We start from the raw sequence: 18,237 nt of genomic DNA, 5'->3' as shown, positions 1-18,237 counted from the left end.
ATCGGCTGTGCCACCAGGGTATGCGGAGGGTACACAGCCACTGTCTGGCTAGCTGGGGGCGGGGATGCAAATATCAAGTCAGGCCCATGCACGAACAGTGAGCATCGACACGTCCCATACACAAGAATACACAAAAAACTTTGCTGAATCGCAAAGATAATGATTCTTGTTTGACATACAATGCAGGTTGACATTTATCGTGAGACACCACCATGACCCACCTCACCCGACGTCATTTTCTGCGCAACAGCCTGGTGCTCGGCAGCGGGGCCCTGATAGCCGCCCCATGGTTGCGCAGTGCCCGGGCGGCCGATACCAGAACGCTGGTCCTGTACAACGGCCAGCACAGCCGTACCACGCAGGCGCTGGTCGATGCCTTCCAGCAGGCCACCGGCATCGAAGTACAGATCCGCAAGGGCAGCAGCACTCAACTGGCCAACCAGATCATCGAGGAAGGCAGCCGCTCACCCGCAGATCTGTTCTTTGCCGAAGAGAGCCCACCGGTCGCGGCGCTGGATGATCACCATCTGCTGGCGCCCCTGCCGCAGGACACGCTCGATCAGATCATTCCGGGCTACGGATCCCGCGATGGCACCTGGACCGGCGTCACGGCCCGCAGCCGGGTGACCGTATACAACCGCAATCTGGTGCAGGCAGCCGAGTTGCCAGCGTCGATTCTCGACATGGCCACCGAGGCCTGGAAGGACAAGGTCGGCTTCGTGCCTACCAGCGGTGCGTTCCAGCAGCAGATCATTGCCATCAAGCTGCTCAACGGGCGCGACGCAGCGCTGGGCTGGCTCAAGGGCCTGAAGAAATACGGGCGCATCTACAACGGCAACATGGCCGCCATGCGTGCCGTCGAGCGCGGCGAAATCCCCACCGCGCTGGTGAACAACTATTACTGGTTCATCGTCGCCAAAGAGGTCGGGGCCGAGAACATGCAGTCGGCCATACACTATGCCGGCCCGGGCGATCCAGGGGGGCTGATCACGGTATCGGCCACCGGAGTGCTCAAGACGGCAGCCAACCCGCAGGCTGCGCAGCAACTCGTGGCCTTCATGGTCAGCCCGGCAGGCCAGCAGGCCATGGTCGATACCGTCGCAGAATACCCGCTGCGCCCCGGGATTCAGTCGCCGTTCGATCTCAAGCCCTTCGACACGCTCAACCCGCCGGCCATCAGCCCGGCTGAACTGGGCGATGCCGCTGATGCCCTGGTGCTGCGGCGCGAGGCTGGCCTGGCGTGACCAGTCTGAGCCTGGGCCAGCGCCGGATCAGGCGCATCCGCCCCAACTGGCTGGCGGCAGCTGCCCTGTTGCCCATGGGGCTGGTGGCCCTGCCGCTGATCTATGTGGCGGTGCGCACACTGCAAACCGGTCTGGCCGGCTCGGTGGCCGAACTGTTCCGCAGCCGCACGGCGGAACTCCTGATCAACACCATCACCCTGGCCATGGGGGTGATGATCCTGTCGGCCCTGATCGGCCTGTCTGTAGCCTGGTGTGTCGAGCGCACCGATCTGCCCGGACGTCGCGCCTGGCGAGTACTGGCGGGCCTGCCACTGGCGGTACCCGCCTTCGTGTCCAGCTATGCCTGGGCGTCGATCGACGTGGCCTTCCAGAACCTGGCCGGGGCCATTTTCATCCTGGCGCTGTCCAGCTATCCGCTGGTGTACCTGCCCGTGGCTGCGGCCTTGCGCAGCACGGACCCAGGCTGTGAAGATGTGGCACGCTCACTCGGACATGGCCCGTGGCGCAGTTTCACGCATGCCCTGCTGCCCCAGCTGCTGCCCGCCCTGGGGGGTGGGTCGCTACTCGTACTCACCCATATGTTCGCCGAATTCGGGGCGCTGGCCCTGTTGCGGGTACAGACATTCACCACGGCCATCTTCGAATCCTACGAGCTGCAATTCGACAGCGCCTCGGCCGCCCTGCAATCCGTGGTGCTGATGCTGCTCTGCATTCCGGCCGCCTGGGCGGAAATGCGCCTGCGAGGCCGTCGGCGCATATCACGCAGCGGTCGGGGCAGCGCCCGGCTTGCCCAGCCGCTGCCCCTGCGGCGCGCCACCTGGCCGGTACTCGGCGCCTTTGGCATGCTGGGCTTCCTGTCCCTGGGTGTGCCACTGCTCACGCTGGCCTGGTGGCTGACGCACGGCAGTTCGGCCGGCAGCGGCATGACGCAGCTCTGGCCTGCCGTCCGGGGCACCCTGTCGCTGGCCACATCCGGCGCGTTGCTCACCAGCGCGCTCGCCATTCCGCTGGTTCTGCTTTCGGTACGACATCGCGGACCCCTGGCCCAGTTTGCCGAACGCCTGCCGTACATCGTCCACGGGCTGCCCGGGGTGGTGGTCGCATTGGCGCTGGTCTACCTGTCGATCCGCGTGGCACCCGCGCTGTACCAAGGTGTGGCCGTCCTGCTGGCGGCCTATGCCATTCTGTATCTGCCACTGGCGCAATCCTCATTGCGCGCGTCGGTCGAACTGGTATCGCCACAGCTCGAGCCCATTGCACGCAGCCTCGGGCGCCGGCCCATCACGGTGTTCTTCACCGTGATCCTGCCCAACATCGCGCCCGGTATCGGAGCCGCGCTGGCCCTGATGATGCTCGAGATCGTGCGCGAGCTCACTGCCACGCTGATGCTGGCCCCCACCGGCACTGTTACACTGGCCACGGAAGTCTGGATGCATACGGTCGATGCCGAATACGCCGCAGCGGCACCTTTTGCCGCCCTGCTGGTACTGGTCTCCATCGTGCCCGTCTGGATCTTTACCCGTCGCATGCTGTATCAGGCCCCATGAGCCATATCACGATCACCGGACTGCACAAGCAATACGGCCAGACTCCGGTCTTGCGGGGCATCGAGCTCGACATCCCGCAGGGCTCGGTGCTGGCTCTTCTGGGCCCCTCGGGCTGCGGCAAGACAACCCTGCTGCGCCTGATCGCGGGCTTCGAGCCCCTCGATCGGGGGCGCATCGCATTCGATCAACAGGTCATGGCCTCCGAGCGGGTGTTCGTGCCGCCCGAACGCCGCGGTATCGGCTACGTCCCGCAAGAGGGCACGCTGTTTCCCCACCTGACCGTGGAGGGCAATGTGCGCTTCGGCCTGACACGCCAGGATGATCCGGCACGTCGTATCGAAGAGGTTCTCGCGCTGACCGGGCTTGAAGGCCTGGGCAAGCGTTACCCCCACGAACTCTCGGGGGGCCAGCAGCAACGGGTGGCCCTGGCGCGTGCACTGGCACCCGGGCCGGACCTGGTGCTGCTGGATGAACCCTTCAATGCGCTTGATCTGGATCTGCGCCGCAACATGTGCGAAGACGTGATCCAGGTCCTGCGCCAGACCGGCACCACGACGGTTCTGGTCACGCACGACCCCGGCGAGGCGTTCGCGGTGTCGGACCAGTTGGCCGTCATGCAGGACGGGCGTATCATGCAGCGCGCGCACCCCGAGGAAGTCTACTGGCAGCCAGCCAGCCCGGCCGTGGCCCGGCTGACGGGCAGCGCCCTGTTTCTCTCGGGCGATGTGACCGAACACGCCGCCCAGTGCGCCCTGGGCACGCTGCCGCTGCATCCGGGGCAACCCGGGGTGCGCGGCGATGCCATGATCATGGTGCGCCCCGAGCAGCTGCAATGGCACGACGCACCGCCAGGCACCCCCGCCCAGGTCGACCGCCGTTCATTCCGGGGGGATCATACGCTGGTCAGCCTGACGCTGGATGCCTTGTGTCTCGACCTGCGCATGGCTTCGCTGCTGGCGCCTGCGTTGCACGCCAGCGGGTATGTCCGTGTGCTGGGCGCGTGCATGGTCTACCCGGACCGTACTACCCACTGATATCAATCGATACCGGCCTGCATCGTGCAACATACCCTGGTCCTGATCCTGGCCGTACATGCCATGGCAGTCATCCTGCCCGGGCCGGATTTCGCCGTCATCACACGCCTGTCCATCGTGGGTGGGCGTCAGACCGGGTTGTGGGCCGCCGCCGGTGTGGCCACCAGCATCGCCGGCTACACGCTGGTTACACTGCTGGGGCTGAGCCTGGTCCTGGCGGCGTTGCCTGGGCTGTCACGCATCCTGTCCGTGGCCGGCGCCCTGTACCTGATGTGGCTCGGCATCCAGAGCCTGCGCTCGCAGGGCACGCTGCCCCAGGCAGCCAGCCTGCAGGCCGGCCGTCGGCAGGCGTGGACCACGGGATTCCTCACGAACCTGCTCAACCCCAAGGCCATGCTTTATTTCGGTTCCATTCTCTCGCAGGCGATCAGCCCGGGGTTCACCAGGTGGCAGCTGAGCCTGCTGTTCGTGCTGCTGGTGGCCGAGACGTTCCTGTGGTTCGCGCTTGTGGCGAGCCTGTTTTCCACGCCCAGGATGCTGCACTGGCTGCGCGCCCACCTGCAGGGCTTCGAGCGCGTCATTGGGGTCGTCTTGCTGGCTCTGGCTGCCAGGGTGGGCAGCCTCGCCTGGTGCGGCTGAACCGGCCGGGGCATCGCGCGCCAGTACGCACGCGAGGTGGCATGCCTCATCGAAGCGGCCCCTGGATGAACCGGGACCAACCTGGGCCAACCTGGACCAACCGGGATCGGCCTGGATCAGGCTACAGCAACCCCGTCACCAGACCGTTGATCAGGGCGCCACCCAGCAACAGCCAGATGAACAGCATGGCGGCCAGCAGCAGCGGGCGCGCACCCGCCTGGCGTATGGCCGAGATGTGGGTGGTAAGCCCCAGGGCCGCCATGGCCATGGTCAGGATCAGGTTGTCCAGCACCAGCAGATTCTGCACAAGCTGTGCAGGCAACCAGCGCAGGGAATTGAACCCGGCAACGGCAATGAAGGCCACCGCAAACCAGGGAATGGCATGCAGCGACGCATGGCCATCCGGATGACCTGAGGCACCCCGACGATGGGCGAGCCAGGCGGCCAGGGCAATCAGGAAGGGTGCGAGCAGCATGACCCGCAGCATCTTGATGATGACGGCATTCGTGGCGGCCAGCTCGCCGACCGCGCGGCCAGCGGCCACCACTTGCGCCACCTCGTGCACAGTGGAACCCGTCCAGATGCCGTAGGCCGATTCACTCAGACCCCAGGGCTGCACGAGCGCGTAGAGGACGGGGTAAAGAAACATGCCCAGGGTACCGAACACCACCACCGTGGCCACGGCCACGGCCACCTGGTCGGCACGTGCCCGCACCACGGGCTCCGCAGCAAGGACTGCCGCCGCGCCGCAGATCGAGCTGCCGATGCCGATCAGCATCGTGCTCTGCTCATCGAGCCCCATCTTCCTGTGCCCCACCCACCAGGCCAGGGTGAATGTAGACGCAATCACCAGAACGTCGATCAGCAACCCATCCAGGCCCACAGCGTAAATATCCTGAAAGGTCAGCTTGAAGCCGTACAGAACAATGCCCAGGCGCAAGAGCCTGGCTTTCGAAAACCCCACGCCGGCCCCACACTGGCAGGTCAGTCGAGGGTATAGCGTGTTGCCCAGCAGCATGCCGCCCACAATCGCCAGGGTCAGTGCGGAAAGCCCAATACTGGAGAAAAGCGGGCGCTGCGCCAGGACGATCGCCACCAGGGCAATGCTCAGGGTCAGCAGAAGGCCCGGCACAATCTGTATGGGTCCCGTGAAATGCACACGGCGTGTCAATGTGGTCATGAGTGATGGCAGGTCAGGGGTCAGGGGTCAGGGGTCAGGGGTCAGAGGCCCGAGGGCGGTACCGAAAATGCGCTGGCCCATTGCCAGCGCGTGACGCCACGATACGCGCTATGATGCAAGAAATAAAACAAATACTTTTTATCTGATCGATCGGTATTTCTTGTCAATCAACCATGCCCTGGTATATCAGCCTGCGCGAGCTCGAAGTTTTTCTTGGCATCGTGGACCAAGGCACGGTCACGGCCGCCGCGCAACAGGCCGGCATGACCCAGTCCGCCGCCAGCCAGGCCCTGCTGTCGCTGGAAAACGGCCTGTCCACTCCGTTGTTCGACCGGGTCGGGCGCGGCCTGCTGTTGAATGCCCAGGGGCATGCGCTGCTGCCCAGGGCACGCGCACTGGTGGATCAGGCGCTGGATCTGCAGCGTCTGTTCACGGACGACGCCGGCATTTTCCTGCGCCTGGGGGCCAGCACCACCATAGGCAATCACCTCCTGCCCGCGTTGCTTGCCCAGTTCAGCCAGGCCCACCCGCGTGCGTCGATCCAGCTGGTGGTGGGCAATACGGCCGACGTGGTCGAAGCCGTCGCGCAGCTGCGCATCGACGCCGGGTTTGTCGAAGGCCCCAGCCATCATCCCGAACTGCTCATGGCCCCCTGGCAATCAGACCGCATGTGTGTCTTTGCGGCCGCCAGCCACCCCCTGGCGCAAGGCCCGGTCACCTTGCAGGCACTGACCGAGGCGCCCTGGGTCCTGCGCGAACCGGGCTCGGGCACCCGCGAAGAAGTCGAGCGGCTCCTGCTGCCGCATCTGGGCCGCCTGAATGCCGTGATGGAACTGGGCCAATCGGAAGCCATCAAGCAGCTGGTCGCAGCCGGCATGGGGATCAGTTGTCTGTCATGCCATGTGGTGGCCGAATGGCTCGAGCAGGGTCGCCTGGTGGAATTGCAGTCGCCCTTGCCCCCGCTCGAGCGGTCGCTCTACCGCATCCAGCACAAGGACAAGCCGGGCAGCCGGGCCATGGCCCTGTTCGACGCCATGCTGCAAGCCCATTTTGCCAGCGCTGCGTGACCCGCCAGCGGCATCGTGTCCTTGGTATCGCACCCCAGGCATCGCACCCCAGGTATCGCACTCTTGGCAGCACTCTCCTGGCATCGTACCCGTCAGCGCCGCATGACCAGAAGATTCAGGGCGAGCCCCAGAAACACCCCGCCGGCGATGCGATTCAGCCAGCGCTGCACCCCGGCCGAGCGCCGCAGAACATCCCCGGCCTTGCCACTGAAGCACGCAATGCCGCCGAAGACCAGCAAGGTGGCCACGATGAACAGCGCGCCCAGCACCACGATCTGGATCGCAATGGGGCCACGCGACGGGTCCACGAATTGCGGCAGAAACGCCAGAAAGAACACCAGTACCTTGGGGTTGGTGATGTTCATGATGATACCGCGCCCCACCATGCGCAGTGGATGAAACCCGTTCGTGGGTACTGCACCCCCGGATTGGCCCGGTGCAGCCATGTTCCCCACCTGCGACGCAGCCCGGAAGGCGCCCCAGGCCAGGTACCCGAGGTAGGCGGCACCGGCGATTTTCAGCCCCATGAAAGCAGTGGCCGATGCCAGAAACAGCGCCGCCAGCCCCAGCGCCACCGCCGTGGTCTGGATCACCAGCCCCAGGCACAGCCCGATCACCACGGCAAGACCGGCCTGCCAGCCCTTCTGGGCCGAAACCACCAGCACGAACAGATTGTCGGGCCCCGGACTGAGCGCCAGCAGGAGGGCAACGCCCATGAACCCAGTGAGTGTGTCAGCGCCGGGCATGATGAGGCGCCACGTTCGCGACCCTTGCCGTGTTCCTGATCCTCATGTCGACTGGCTGGCCCGTGTGATTATGGATGCGTTCAAGGCACACATCATGCCACAATAATGCCGGATATTTTGCCTGGACGCGCCAAATGCAACACCGTTGGCTGGACCGCCCCGCCCCCTACGAACCGGTATGGCGGGCGATGCAGGAATTCACCGATCAACGCAGCCCCGAAACCCCCGACGAACTCTGGCTGGTCGAGCACACACCCGTCTACACGCTGGGTCAGGCGGGCCGAAGCGAGCACATTCTGAACCCGCACGGCATACCCATAGTGCACTGCAACCGCGGCGGCCAGGTCACCTACCACGGACCAGGGCAGGTGATCCTGTATACGCTGGTGGATCTGCGCCGCCGAAAGGTCTCTGCGCACGCCCTCGTGCATCTGCTCGAACAGACGGTGCTCGATACGCTGGCGCAGCATGGCATCCTGCAGGCCTGCCGCAAGCCTGGCGCCCCGGGGGTCTATGTACCCCAATCCGCCCTGCAGCGGCCACACGGCACGCAACTGGCAAAAATTGCCGCACTGGGCATCAAGATCCACAAGGGCTGTGCCTATCACGGCATCGCCCTGAACGTGGACATGGATCTGACGCCCTACCAGGGCATCGATCCATGCGGCTACGCAGGCCTGCAAACAGTCGACATGGCTGCATGCGGCGTACACTGCAACGTGGCCGACACTGGCGATGCCCTGGCCCGCATCTTCACCGCGGCCTGGTGCTCCAGCATGGACTTCAGCTCGGCCAGAAACGCCCGACACACCCTGAAGCGCCATTGGCATTCTGGCCCGCCCAACATTCCCCGACCCACGATTGACATTCAGACATGACCACAGACACCCCCATCATCCGCGCCCGCGTACGCCCCGGGGCCAAATTCATCAGCCCGCAGGGTACCCGTGCCGTGAAGGACGGCATGCGCCCCAGCAGCCTGGCCGAGCAGCCAGATGCCGCACCCAAGCCATCCTGGCTGCGGGTGCGCATCCCGGCGGGGGGCAAATATGAGGCCATTCGTGACATCGTGCGCGAGCACCAGCTCAACACCGTGTGCGCCGAGTCCAAATGCCCCAACATCGCCGAATGCTGGGGGCGGGGCACTGCCACGCTGATGCTGATGGGTTCGGTCTGCACGCGCGCCTGCAAATTCTGTGCGGTCAGTACCGGCAACCCCCATGGCTGGCTGGATCACCATGAGCCCGAAAGCGTGGCCGAAGCCGTGATTCTCATGCAACTGAAATACGTGGTGCTCACCTCGGTCGACCGTGATGATCTGGCCGACGGTGGTGCCGGCCATTACGCCGCCTGCATTCGCGCCATCCACCAGCGCTCGGCCGACACCGCTGTCGAGGCACTCACGCCGGATTTCCAGGGCCGGCACGAACACGTCGCCACCGTACTCGATGCCGGGCTGACCACATTTGCCCAGAACATCGAGACGGTCGAACGCCTCACGCACGTGGTGCGCGACGTACGCGCCGGCTACCAGCAGACCCTGGGCGTACTGAAATTTGCCAAGGCCCATGCCCCACAGACGCTGACCAAGACCAGCATCATGCTGGGCCTGGGCGAAGCCGATGAAGAAGTCATCCAGACCATGGAAGACGCCCGCGCCCACGATGTCGACATCCTGACCCTGGGTCAGTACATGCGCCCCACCAGAAATCATTTGCCGGTGCAGCGCTTCGTCACCCCCGAACAGTTCCGCGAATTTCGCAGCCTGGGGCTGGCCATGGGTTTCCGGGAAGTGGTGGCCGGTGCGCTGGTGCGCTCGAGCTACCGCGCCGAGCGCGTGCTCGAGGCTGACAACGTGGGCCTGTGAAGCGGCGCATCGGTCAGGGCCTGCAGGGCTTCGAATGACAGCCCGTCGACCATTTCGCGCACATGCATCGCACCATCGTGGATTTCAATGACGCACAGATCCGTATACACGCGCTTCACGCAACCCAGCCCGGTGAGCGGATAGCTGCAGGACCTCATCAGCTTGGGCTGGCCATCGCGCGTGGTGTGCGTGGTCATCACCCAGACATTGCGCGCGCCCACGGCCAGGTCCATGGCCCCGCCTACCGCCGGGATGGCATCGGGGTCGCCCGTGTGCCAGTTGGCAAGATCGCCGTTCTGCGCAACCTGGTAGGCCCCGAGCACACAGATGTCCAGATGGCCGCCACGCATCATGACGAATGAATCGCCATGGTGAAAGAATGCAGCACCGGGCACGGTAGTGACCGGCTGCTTGCCGGCGTTGATCAGATCGGGGTCTTCTTCACCCGGCGCAGGCGCCGGGCCCATGCCCAGAAGACCATTTTCGCTGTGCAACATCACATGCTTGCCCGGGTCGATGTAATTGCCGACCAATGTAGGCAGGCCGATGCCCAGATTGACATACGCACCAGGAAAAATATCCGCTGCGACGCGTTGCGCCATGGCTTCCTTGTTCATGCGAACATACGACATCATCACTCCTGGGGTGGAACCACCACGACACGTTGCACGAAGATGCCCGGCGTCACGATGGTTTCCGGATCAAGCTGGCCCGGTACCACGACCCGGGTCACCTGCACGATGGTGGTCTTTGCCGCAGCGGCCATGATGGGCCCGAAATTTCTGGCCGTCCTGCGATAGATCAGATTGCCGAACTCGTCGGCCACATGGGCCTTGACCAGCGCCACGGCCGCGTGCAACGGGTATTCGAGCACATAATGCCGACCGTCGATTTCACGGACTTCCTTGCCCCGGGCCAGGTCCGTGCCGTATCCCACGGGCGTGAAGATTGCCCCCAGGCCCGCACCTGCTGCCTCGATGCGCGCCACCAGATTGCCCTGGGGCACCAGTTCGAGCTCGATCTTTCCTGCGCGGTACAGGCCGTCGAATACATGAGAATCATGCTGGCGCGGAAATGAACAGATGATTTTCCGCACCTGACCCCGGGCCAGCAGGGCAGCCAGGCCCGTGTCGCCATTGCCGGCATTGTTGTTGATGATCGTGAGCTCTTTCAGGTTCAGGTCGGCCAGGCCCTCGATCAGCGCTGCGGGCTGGCCCGCGAGGCCGAACCCGCCGATCATGATGGTGTCGCCGTCACGGATGCCCTGCAGGGCGTGAGCGATATCGGGGTAGCGTTTGTTCAAAATGAATCCTCGCGAGAACGGCAGGGTACCGGGCCGATGTTTGAGCATTATACGTATGTGATGATGGCCTTCTGATCCCACGACCGAGGTCTGTCATGGATCGCCGTCGAGGACAATACACATATGCTGCGCACAGGTACCTTGCGGCGTTGCAGGGATATGACCTATATGACCTTCATGAAAGGGCCGACTGGACGGAGACGTCGGGCGCCTTCTTCGGCCACTGCTTCTCGACGATATAGCAATAGGCACTCCTGATGTCGTCTTGCAGCGCCGCAGCGGCCGCATCCGCGTCGGCCTGTTCCAGGGCACTGATCATGCGCGCATGGTGCCCTACTGCGGTCTGATTCTCGGTACGCTCCGAACCAGAGCGCAGGTCGTAGTTGAGCACGGGCCCGATCCGCAGCCATGACGATTCGATGATCTTCATCAGCATGGGCATGTGCGCCGTTTCATACAGCGAGAAATGCAGGGCCTTGTTCACGAGAACCGCCTTCCCCAGACTGTCGCCCCCCTCACTCATGCGCAGGGCAAGTTCCTGGTTCAGATCGCGCAATGACTGAATCAGCGCTGGCGTGACGTGCGCTGCCGCCTCGCGTACGGCATACCCTTCGATGAGCAACCGGATCCTGGTGATCTCGTCGAATTGCTCGGCGCTCATGACGGGCACCCGGATCGAGCGGTTGGGAGCAACCTCGAGGGCCTGATCCGAAATCAGCCGATAGACGGCTTCGCGCACCGGCATCATGCTGACACCCAATGCCTCTGCCATGGAGCGCAGGGACAGGCGCTCGCCTGGCATCACCCGGCCCGTGAGCAGCAGATCCTTGATGCGGTTCAGAACATCCATGCCCAAGGTGCCGCGAGGGGGTAACGGGTTGAGGAGTTTGGTCATGACGCCCTTCCTTTATAAGGGAAAACACTTACTGTGATCTGTGATCACAGAGAATTAATATAACAATAACGGCGGGCCGAATCCATAGAACCGTCGTCATGAATGACGCGGTCATTTGACACCCAAACGCCGCAACAGGCCAGACTTTTGAATTCACCATACGGAGCACACCATGTTCGAGCACATCAGCATGAAAGACAAAAAGGTCCTGATCACAGCCGGTGGCAGCGGCCTGGGCCTGGAGATGGCGCGAACATTCCTCGAGGCGGGGTCAAAGGTCATGGTGTGCGATATCAATGACGGCATGCTGGCCGACGCCGGGAAAGCGCATCCACAGCTGATCACCCTGCATGCCGACGTATCGGACGAAGGCAGCGTGCAAGCCCTGTTCGATCAGGTCGACCAGCAACTGCATGGCCTGGATGTCATGATCAACAATGCGGGGGTCGCAGGCCCTACAGGCTATGTCGAAACCCTGAGCCTGGAAGACTGGAACCGCACACTGTCAGTGAACATCACCAGCCAGTTCCTGTGTGCACGGCTGGCGATTCCACTGCTCAAGCAATCGGAATCCGGTGTCATGATCAATTTTTCATCGGCTGCAGGCCATCTGGGCTTCGCCGGACGCGCACCCTATTCGGCATCCAAGTGGGCGGTGGTTGGCTTCACCAAAACACTGGCCATCGAACTGGGCCCATTCGGCATCCGGGTGAATGCCATCCTGCCCGGGGCGGTGGATGGCCCGCGCATCCGCGCAGTGATCGATGCCAAGGCCCGGACCCTGGGGCGCCCGGTGGAAGAAATCACGGCGCTCTACGAACAACAGGCGTCGCTGGGCCGCATGGTGACGGCACGCGACGTGGCCAACACGGTGCTGTTCGTATCCAGCGGCGCGGCAGGTTGTGTCAGCGGCCAGGCGCTGGCCGTCGACGGCCACACCCAAGCCTTGATCTGAACCCAAGTGAAACGGTGCCACCCTGGCGGGTGGCACGATGCTTCAACAATACGGGGCACGGCCCCGGTTTTCCCCCAACCAGGAGACTGAAATGAACGGTACCAAGGGCATGAAAACACTGGTGACCTCGATGATGGCCGCATCGGCCATGCTGCTGGCACCGGCCTCGCATGCAGAATCGGACAAATACAAGATATTCCTCAGCATGAGCTACATTGGCAATGACTGGCAGGCCGAAGCCACCAACATGATCAAGGCCATGGCCAAGACGCCCGAACTGCGTGACAAGGTGGATCTCGAAATCCAGGTGGCTGGCGCCGATGCACAAAAGCAGATCCAGCAGATCAATGCCATGATCCAGGCAGGTGCCAACGCCATCGTGGTGTACCCAATCTCACCCACGGCACTCAATCAGGTGATCAAACGGGCATGCTCGAAAGACATCAAGGTGTTCGCCTATGATGGCGAAGTCACCGAACCCTGCGCCCACAATATCCACATCGACCAGAAAGAAGCGGGCGTGGCAACCGGCGAATGGCTGGTCGAGCAAATGGGCGGCAAAGGCAACGTCGTCATGATCACCGGCGTGCCGGGCACATCGGTGGACAAGCTGCGGACAGAAGGTGCCAAATCCGTTTTTGCAAAGTATCCGGAAATCAAGGTGGTCAACGAAAGCCCGGGCATGTGGAGCCAGGCGGTCGCGCGCACCGAGCTGACCAAAATCATGGCCGTGCGAGACTGGGATGACATCGATGGCCTGTGGATGCAGGTGGGCTGCTACACGGCCAACGCCATGCAGCTCGAGGCCGACCGCAAGCCAGAAGATCTTCTGCCCTGCGCCGGAGAAGGCTCCAATGGCGGGCGCATCCAGATGCTGCCACCCGACACTCAACTGGACGGTGCAAGTGGTGCGTATGCACCCCTGGGCGCGCCGCGCTTTTCCTACGCATCCGTGCCGTACTCGGGCGCGCTGGCTCTGAAACTGGCGGTCCAGGCTCTGGATGGCAAAGAGGTGCCGCAGGAAGTGATCCTGCCCTTGCCGCGCATCACCAACGAAACCGTCAAACTCTGCCAGAATGGCACGTGGAAAGAAATGGATGACGGCTGCAACGTGTTCATGCCGTCAATCGTGAAGAACCCCGGCTGGTTCGCATCCATCTATTCCCCGGAAACCGAGAATCTGGGTCTGGAAGCGGCCCTGAACGGGGAGCCTGACGAGGAATAGGCCACTGGCACCGGCCGGCGACAAACCACTGGCACGCCGGCCGGCACCCTCGTTTCACACCGTCCACCCACGCTCAGAAAGGCCCCGACATGCAGCCATCCGACAGCGCACTGCGCCTGCATCATCTGTCCAGACGATTCGGTCCGGTGGTTGCGCTTTCGGACGTCTCACTGGACATCAGGCCCGGGCGCGTACATGCCTTGCTGGGCGAGAACGGTGCCGGCAAGTCCACGACGGTCAAACTGCTTTCGGGGCTCATGCCCCCCACCACGGGGCACATCGAAGTCTTCGGCGAGCAGGTCAACCTGGCATCGCCCTTGAAGGCCCAGGCACTGGGCATCCAGACCGCCTTCCAGGAAATGACCATGCTCCCGGATCTCTCGGTTCTGGACAACATGCTCTTGCCCCGTGCGGCGATTCATGCCTCCGGGATGATACGCCGTGCACAATTGCGCAGGCTCATCCTGGCGCACATGGCGGAACTCGAATTCGAGGTGGATCTTGACGAACCCGTGCGCAACCTCAGCCTGACGGTGCAGCAGAAGATCGAAATCACGCGCGCGATCTTCAGGAAGCCAAGAATCCTCCTGCTCGACGAACCCACTTCCACCCTGTCATCGGTGGATGTTCAATGGCTGGGCGGAATCATTGCCAGGCTCAAGGCTCAGGGATTGACCATCATATTCATCTCTCACCGGATGAAAGAGGTGCGCGAATTCTGCGATGACCTGTCCATCCTGCGCAACGGTACCCTGATTTCGTCGGGCATTGTCAGCGACTACACTGACGACGAGGTGGTCGAGCTGATTGCCGGCCGCTCAGTACACAATGTTTTTCCGCCCCGGGAGAGCCACGACAAAGGCCCATGCGTGCTCGAGCTGCAGGGCCTGTCCGCAGGCTCGATCCAGAATGCCAGCCTGCAGCTGCATCAGGGTGAAATCCTTGGCATTGCGGCACTTCAGGGCATGGGCCAGCTCGACCTCTTTGAAGCCTGCTTCGGCCTGCGTCTGCCCGAATCGGGCCAGATGCTCATCGATGGCAAAGCCACCCTGCAGCTCGGCCCGATGGATGCCATCCGGCACGCAGGCATCGGTTTTGTGCCGGAAGACCGCAAGACGGAAGGCCTGCTGCTCAACCAGAGCGGCCTGAAGAACGCATCACTACCCATTCTGCGGCAACTGGCGCGTGGCGGCGCCATCCGTCAGTCCGCCGAGGTTGCGGGTGCCGCCCGGGTGTTCGAGCGCATCAATCTGGACCAAAGGGCGCTCTGGATGGACGCAGGGTCGTTTTCCGGTGGCAACCAGCAAAAAATAGTCCTCGCCCGCTGGTTGCTGGCCCGCAGCCGCATCCTGCTGCTCTTTGACCCCACACGCGGCATCGATGTAGGCACAAAACATGAAATCTACAAACTGATGCTCGATTACACGCGCCTCGGGGGCGCCGTACTGTTCTATTCAACGGAAATCGCCGAAGTGATCAATCTGAGCCACCGGATCCACGTCATTTATCGCAGCCACATCACCCGGACCTTCGAGGCGTCCGACATCACCGAGCACGCCGTGGTATCCACCATGTTGGGCCAGCCGCATACCGAAACGGAATTGACGCATGTCTGATCATTCGTATGGCCGCATGCTGGATCAATTCGGCAGCGTGATCGCTGCTGCGGCCGTATTGATCCTGCTGGTCTTCATGGTCACGCTCAAGAGCGGCGCGAGCTTCGAATATTTCGACCTTCTGCTGCTGATACAAGGGGGCACGACGCTGGCGATTGCGGCCATAGGCGGCACGCTGGTGATACTGGGGGGTGGCTTCGATCTGTCCGTAGGGGCCGTGATTTCGTTGGTCAACGTCGTACTGGCGAGCCAGTTCATCGAGGGCGACGGGCCGGGCACGTTCCTGGCCATGCTGGTGCTGGCAATCGGGATCGGCAGCGCGTGCGGGTTGGTCAACGGCCTGCTGGTCGCTTATCTCAGACTGCAGTCCATCGTCGTCACCCTGGCCACCATGTTCATTCTTCAGGGGGTCACCCTGCTGATCATGGATTCGCCGGGCGGCGAAGTGCCTGGCATCATCAGTTCGACGCTCATGGGCGATCTGATCCCCGATGTCATGCCCACGGCCGGATTCATGATTCTCGCCTGCCTGGGCGCCTGGGCATGGCTCAAGCGGACACCCTACGGCCTGCACCTCTATGCCGTGGGCGGCAACATGGCCTCTGCCAGTGCCGTCGGGATCCGGATCCGACGCGTTCTGCTGCTGAAATACTGTGCCGCAGGCGCCCTGTACGGCCTGGCCGGCCTGTTCCTCACGGCACAGACGGGCTCGGGGGACCCGCTGGTAGGCAACTCTTTGCTGCTGCCCGTCTTTGCAGCCATCGTCATTGGCGGTACGCGCCTGGGCGGCGGACGGGGCGGCCCGCTGGGTTCGGTACTGGGTGCCTATATCCTCATGGTGATCGTGAATCTCCTGCTGATTTTCAGCGTATCGGCGTACTACTCGACGATCGCGCAGGGGGTCGTGCTGATCATCGCCGTACTGCTCAACGCCCTGGGGTCTGGCTCACCACTGCGCGAATTCATCGCACGAACACTGGCGCGGATGCATTTTCGCCGGACGCATGGCCGCGATCGCCGCAATGCACACCATGCCAGGCCGGGTATCGACATTGTCCAGTCATCCAGTACCCCGCCACCGCATATCAGCCTGGCGAAACGGTACAGAAAGGACATCATGCTCTCCGTGCCGGCCCTGATCGCACTGATTCTCATCGTGCTGGCCACCGCCGTGATCCTGGACCTCAATATATTCCGCTGGTCCTACTGGAATTCACTGATCGTCCTGTCCACCTTCCTGATCATTCTGGCGCTCGGCCAGGGTGCCGTCATTCTCACCGGCGGCCTCGATCTTTCACTACCGTGGACCATTGCCCTGTGTGCCTTCATCTTTACCGGGATCACGCAGGGCTCCAATGAGAACCTCGCCCAGGCCCTCATTCTCGTGACGCTGACCGGGCTGGCCATTGGCTTGCTCAATGGCATCATGGTGGCCGTACTCGGATTTTCGTCCATCGTGGCGACACTCGCGACCAACGGCATCCTGCAGGGGCTCGCGCTGCTGTACTCGCAAGGGACGCCCAGCGGCTTTCCGGCGCCTGCCGTCTCGTGGCTGATGACGGCAAAGCTGTTCGGCATCACACCGATTGCCTACCTGATGCTGCTGTTCGTGGCCTTTGCCGTGTTCCTCCTGACGTGCACGCCCTTTGGCCGACAGGTCTATGCAACCGGCAGCAACCTGAAGGCAGCGCACCTGTCGGGTGTGCCTGCCAATCGCATCCTCATCCTGGTGTTCGTATTGTCCAGCCTGTGCGCAGCACTGGTGGGGGTTCTGCTGACGGGTTTCTCGGGCCAGGCCAGCCTGGGCATGGGCGATGATTTCCTGCTGCCCTCGATCGCCGTCATCGTGGTCGGCGGCGGCCTGATCACTGGCGGCCGTGGTCACTACCTGGGCATGCTGGCCGGGGTCTTGCTGCTTACGGCACTGCAGATGCTGCTGTCGGGCAGCGGGCTGCCCTATGCCGTCAGGCCCATCATCTTTGGTTCGGTTCTGCTGCTGGCAGTTGCCAGTCTCAAGGAGCGGTTTTCTTAGGAGCTCAATATGAAGATTGAAGTGTTTGTCGATGTCAAAACGACGCTTGGCGAGGGTCCTCTCTGGGATATCGACGAGCAGCGCCTCTACTGGATAGACAGTGCCGATGGCCGGATCTTCCGCGCAACCGTCGATGGCCGGGACATCAGAGCCTGGCAGGTGCCCCAGAAAATCGGCTCGATGGCCCTGCGGCGTTCAGGTGGGGCCATTGCGTCATTGGCCAACGGCTTGCACACCGTCGATTTCAAGACGGGGCACGTCGAACTGCTGCATGACCCGGAGCCCGATTCGCCCAACAACCGGCTCAATGACGGCAAGGTCGACCAGAGAGGTCGTTTTCTGTTCGGCAGCATGGATACCATGGAAGACGGCCCCAACGGCGCGTTATATCGCCTGGACACGGATCTTTCAGTGCACAAGCTGCAAGAAGGGATCGTGGTTTCCAATGGGCCCTGCTGGAGCCCCGACGGCCGAACGTTCTATTTTGCAGACACCTGGGCCGAAGAAATCTGGGCCTACGACTATGATCTGGACACCGGCGCCATCGCCAATCGGCGCACCTTCGCAACCATCCAGGGCAAGAATTTCCGCTCTCCGGATGGCTCGACCGTGGATGCAGAAGGCTGCCTGTGGAATGCCCAGGTGTATGAAGGCCAGTTGGTACGTTACACCCCCGATGGACAGATCGAGCGGATCATCGAGATGCCCGTCAAGAATGTGACCAGCGTCATGTTCGGCGGTGAAAATCTGGATATCCTCTTCGTCACGTCCATGTCGCGCCCTCCCCTGCCACGGTTCCCCACCGATTCGGTGCTGGGGGGCAGCGTCTTCATGATCACCGGGCTGGGCATACAGGGCGTGCCTGAACACCGTTTTGGGGGCTGACC

Annotated in this window: 17 protein-coding genes; 12 read left to right on the top strand and 5 right to left on the bottom strand. The window is 62.8% G+C overall.

The features are described 5' to 3' along the window. Positions 1–212 precede the first annotated feature (212 nt). The 4 genes from WCY17_RS05395 to WCY17_RS05380 are packed head-to-tail and all read left to right on the top strand — an operon-like array spanning position 213 to position 4,464. Positions 213–1,244 carry an extracellular solute-binding protein gene (locus WCY17_RS05395; protein WP_372701151.1) on the top strand — a complete coding sequence of 344 codons (1,032 nt, stop codon included), beginning with the start codon at positions 213–215 and terminating at the stop codon, positions 1,242–1,244. Then, a complete protein-coding gene (locus WCY17_RS05390) occupies positions 1,241–2,791 on the top strand; it encodes an ABC transporter permease (RefSeq protein WP_372701150.1) in 1,551 nt (516 codons plus the stop codon). Before WCY17_RS05395 ends, WCY17_RS05390 begins: the two co-directional genes overlap by 4 nt. After that, the gene (locus WCY17_RS05385; RefSeq protein ID WP_372701149.1) at positions 2,788–3,825 is read left to right on the top strand and encodes an ABC transporter ATP-binding protein; all 1,038 of its coding nucleotides are present in this window, start codon (positions 2,788–2,790) and stop codon (positions 3,823–3,825) included. The genes WCY17_RS05390 and WCY17_RS05385 overlap by 4 nt, the downstream gene beginning before the upstream one ends. A gap of 24 nt (positions 3,826–3,849) precedes the next feature. Continuing rightward, positions 3,850–4,464: a LysE family transporter gene (locus WCY17_RS05380; RefSeq protein WP_372701148.1), complete on the top strand. Its 615-nt coding sequence runs from the start codon at positions 3,850–3,852 to the stop codon at positions 4,462–4,464. A 121-nt stretch (positions 4,465–4,585) separates the two neighbouring features. On the opposite strand, the gene WCY17_RS05375 is transcribed toward WCY17_RS05380, so the two are convergent. Continuing rightward, a complete protein-coding gene (locus WCY17_RS05375) occupies positions 4,586–5,644 on the bottom strand; it encodes a YeiH family protein (protein WP_372701147.1) in 1,059 nt (352 codons plus the stop codon). A gap of 173 nt (positions 5,645–5,817) precedes the next feature. Between WCY17_RS05375 and WCY17_RS05370 the strand changes: the two genes are divergently transcribed. Then, entirely contained in the window at positions 5,818–6,711 is an 894-nt protein-coding gene (locus WCY17_RS05370; protein ID WP_372701146.1) for a LysR family transcriptional regulator, read from the top strand. Between the two features lie 92 nt (positions 6,712–6,803). On the opposite strand, the gene WCY17_RS05365 is transcribed toward WCY17_RS05370, so the two are convergent. Beyond that, the gene (locus tag WCY17_RS05365) at positions 6,804–7,457 is read right to left on the bottom strand and encodes a LysE family translocator (RefSeq protein WP_372701145.1); all 654 of its coding nucleotides are present in this window, start codon (positions 7,455–7,457) and stop codon (positions 6,804–6,806) included. Positions 7,458–7,591: 134 nt separating this feature from the next. Here WCY17_RS05365 and lipB point away from each other — a divergent pair, with 134 nt between their 5' ends. Then, on the top strand, positions 7,592–8,335 hold the full coding sequence (gene lipB / locus WCY17_RS05360; RefSeq protein WP_372701144.1) for a lipoyl(octanoyl) transferase LipB: 744 nt from the start codon (positions 7,592–7,594) through the stop codon (positions 8,333–8,335). Further along, positions 8,332–9,324 (top strand): lipoyl synthase, encoded by a 993-nt coding sequence (gene lipA, locus WCY17_RS05355; protein WP_372701143.1) that lies wholly within the window; start codon positions 8,332–8,334, stop codon positions 9,322–9,324. The genes lipB and lipA overlap by 4 nt, the downstream gene beginning before the upstream one ends. Here lipA and WCY17_RS05350 read toward each other — a convergent pair. The 3 genes from WCY17_RS05350 to WCY17_RS05340 form a co-directional block, all read right to left on the bottom strand. Next, entirely contained in the window at positions 9,279–9,941 is a 663-nt protein-coding gene (locus tag WCY17_RS05350) for a 3-oxoacid CoA-transferase subunit B (protein WP_372701142.1), read from the bottom strand. The genes lipA and WCY17_RS05350 overlap by 46 nt on opposite strands. Before the next feature lie 17 nt (positions 9,942–9,958). Then, a complete protein-coding gene (locus WCY17_RS05345) occupies positions 9,959–10,630 on the bottom strand; it encodes a 3-oxoacid CoA-transferase subunit A (RefSeq protein WP_372701173.1) in 672 nt (223 codons plus the stop codon). A gap of 172 nt (positions 10,631–10,802) precedes the next feature. Beyond that, positions 10,803–11,522 carry a GntR family transcriptional regulator gene (locus WCY17_RS05340; RefSeq protein WP_372701141.1) on the bottom strand — a complete coding sequence of 240 codons (720 nt, stop codon included), beginning with the start codon at positions 11,520–11,522 and terminating at the stop codon, positions 10,803–10,805. A 172-nt stretch (positions 11,523–11,694) separates the two neighbouring features. On the opposite strand from WCY17_RS05340, the gene WCY17_RS05335 reads away from it, so the two are divergent. From WCY17_RS05335 to WCY17_RS05315, 5 genes are all read left to right on the top strand, one after another. Continuing rightward, positions 11,695–12,477: an SDR family oxidoreductase gene (locus WCY17_RS05335; RefSeq protein ID WP_372701140.1), complete on the top strand. Its 783-nt coding sequence runs from the start codon at positions 11,695–11,697 to the stop codon at positions 12,475–12,477. 91 nt (positions 12,478–12,568) lie between these two features. After that, the gene (locus tag WCY17_RS05330) at positions 12,569–13,702 is read left to right on the top strand and encodes a sugar ABC transporter substrate-binding protein (protein ID WP_372701139.1); all 1,134 of its coding nucleotides are present in this window, start codon (positions 12,569–12,571) and stop codon (positions 13,700–13,702) included. Positions 13,703–13,791: 89 nt separating this feature from the next. Then, complete coding sequence (locus tag WCY17_RS05325) at positions 13,792–15,318, top strand: sugar ABC transporter ATP-binding protein (RefSeq protein ID WP_372701138.1); 1,527 nt, start codon at positions 13,792–13,794, stop codon at positions 15,316–15,318. Then, positions 15,311–17,350, top strand: a complete 2,040-nt coding sequence (locus tag WCY17_RS05320; RefSeq protein ID WP_372701137.1) for an ABC transporter permease — start codon at positions 15,311–15,313, stop codon at positions 17,348–17,350. Before WCY17_RS05325 ends, WCY17_RS05320 begins: the two co-directional genes overlap by 8 nt. A 9-nt stretch (positions 17,351–17,359) precedes the next feature. Further along, complete coding sequence (locus WCY17_RS05315; RefSeq protein ID WP_372701136.1) at positions 17,360–18,235, top strand: SMP-30/gluconolactonase/LRE family protein; 876 nt, start codon at positions 17,360–17,362, stop codon at positions 18,233–18,235. Positions 18,236–18,237: the final 2 nt, after the last annotated feature.

This window comes from Castellaniella sp. (assembly GCF_041677825.1).
Lineage (GTDB): Bacteria > Pseudomonadota > Gammaproteobacteria > Burkholderiales > Burkholderiaceae_B > Castellaniella.
This window is presented reverse-complemented; position numbering and strand designations above follow the sequence as displayed.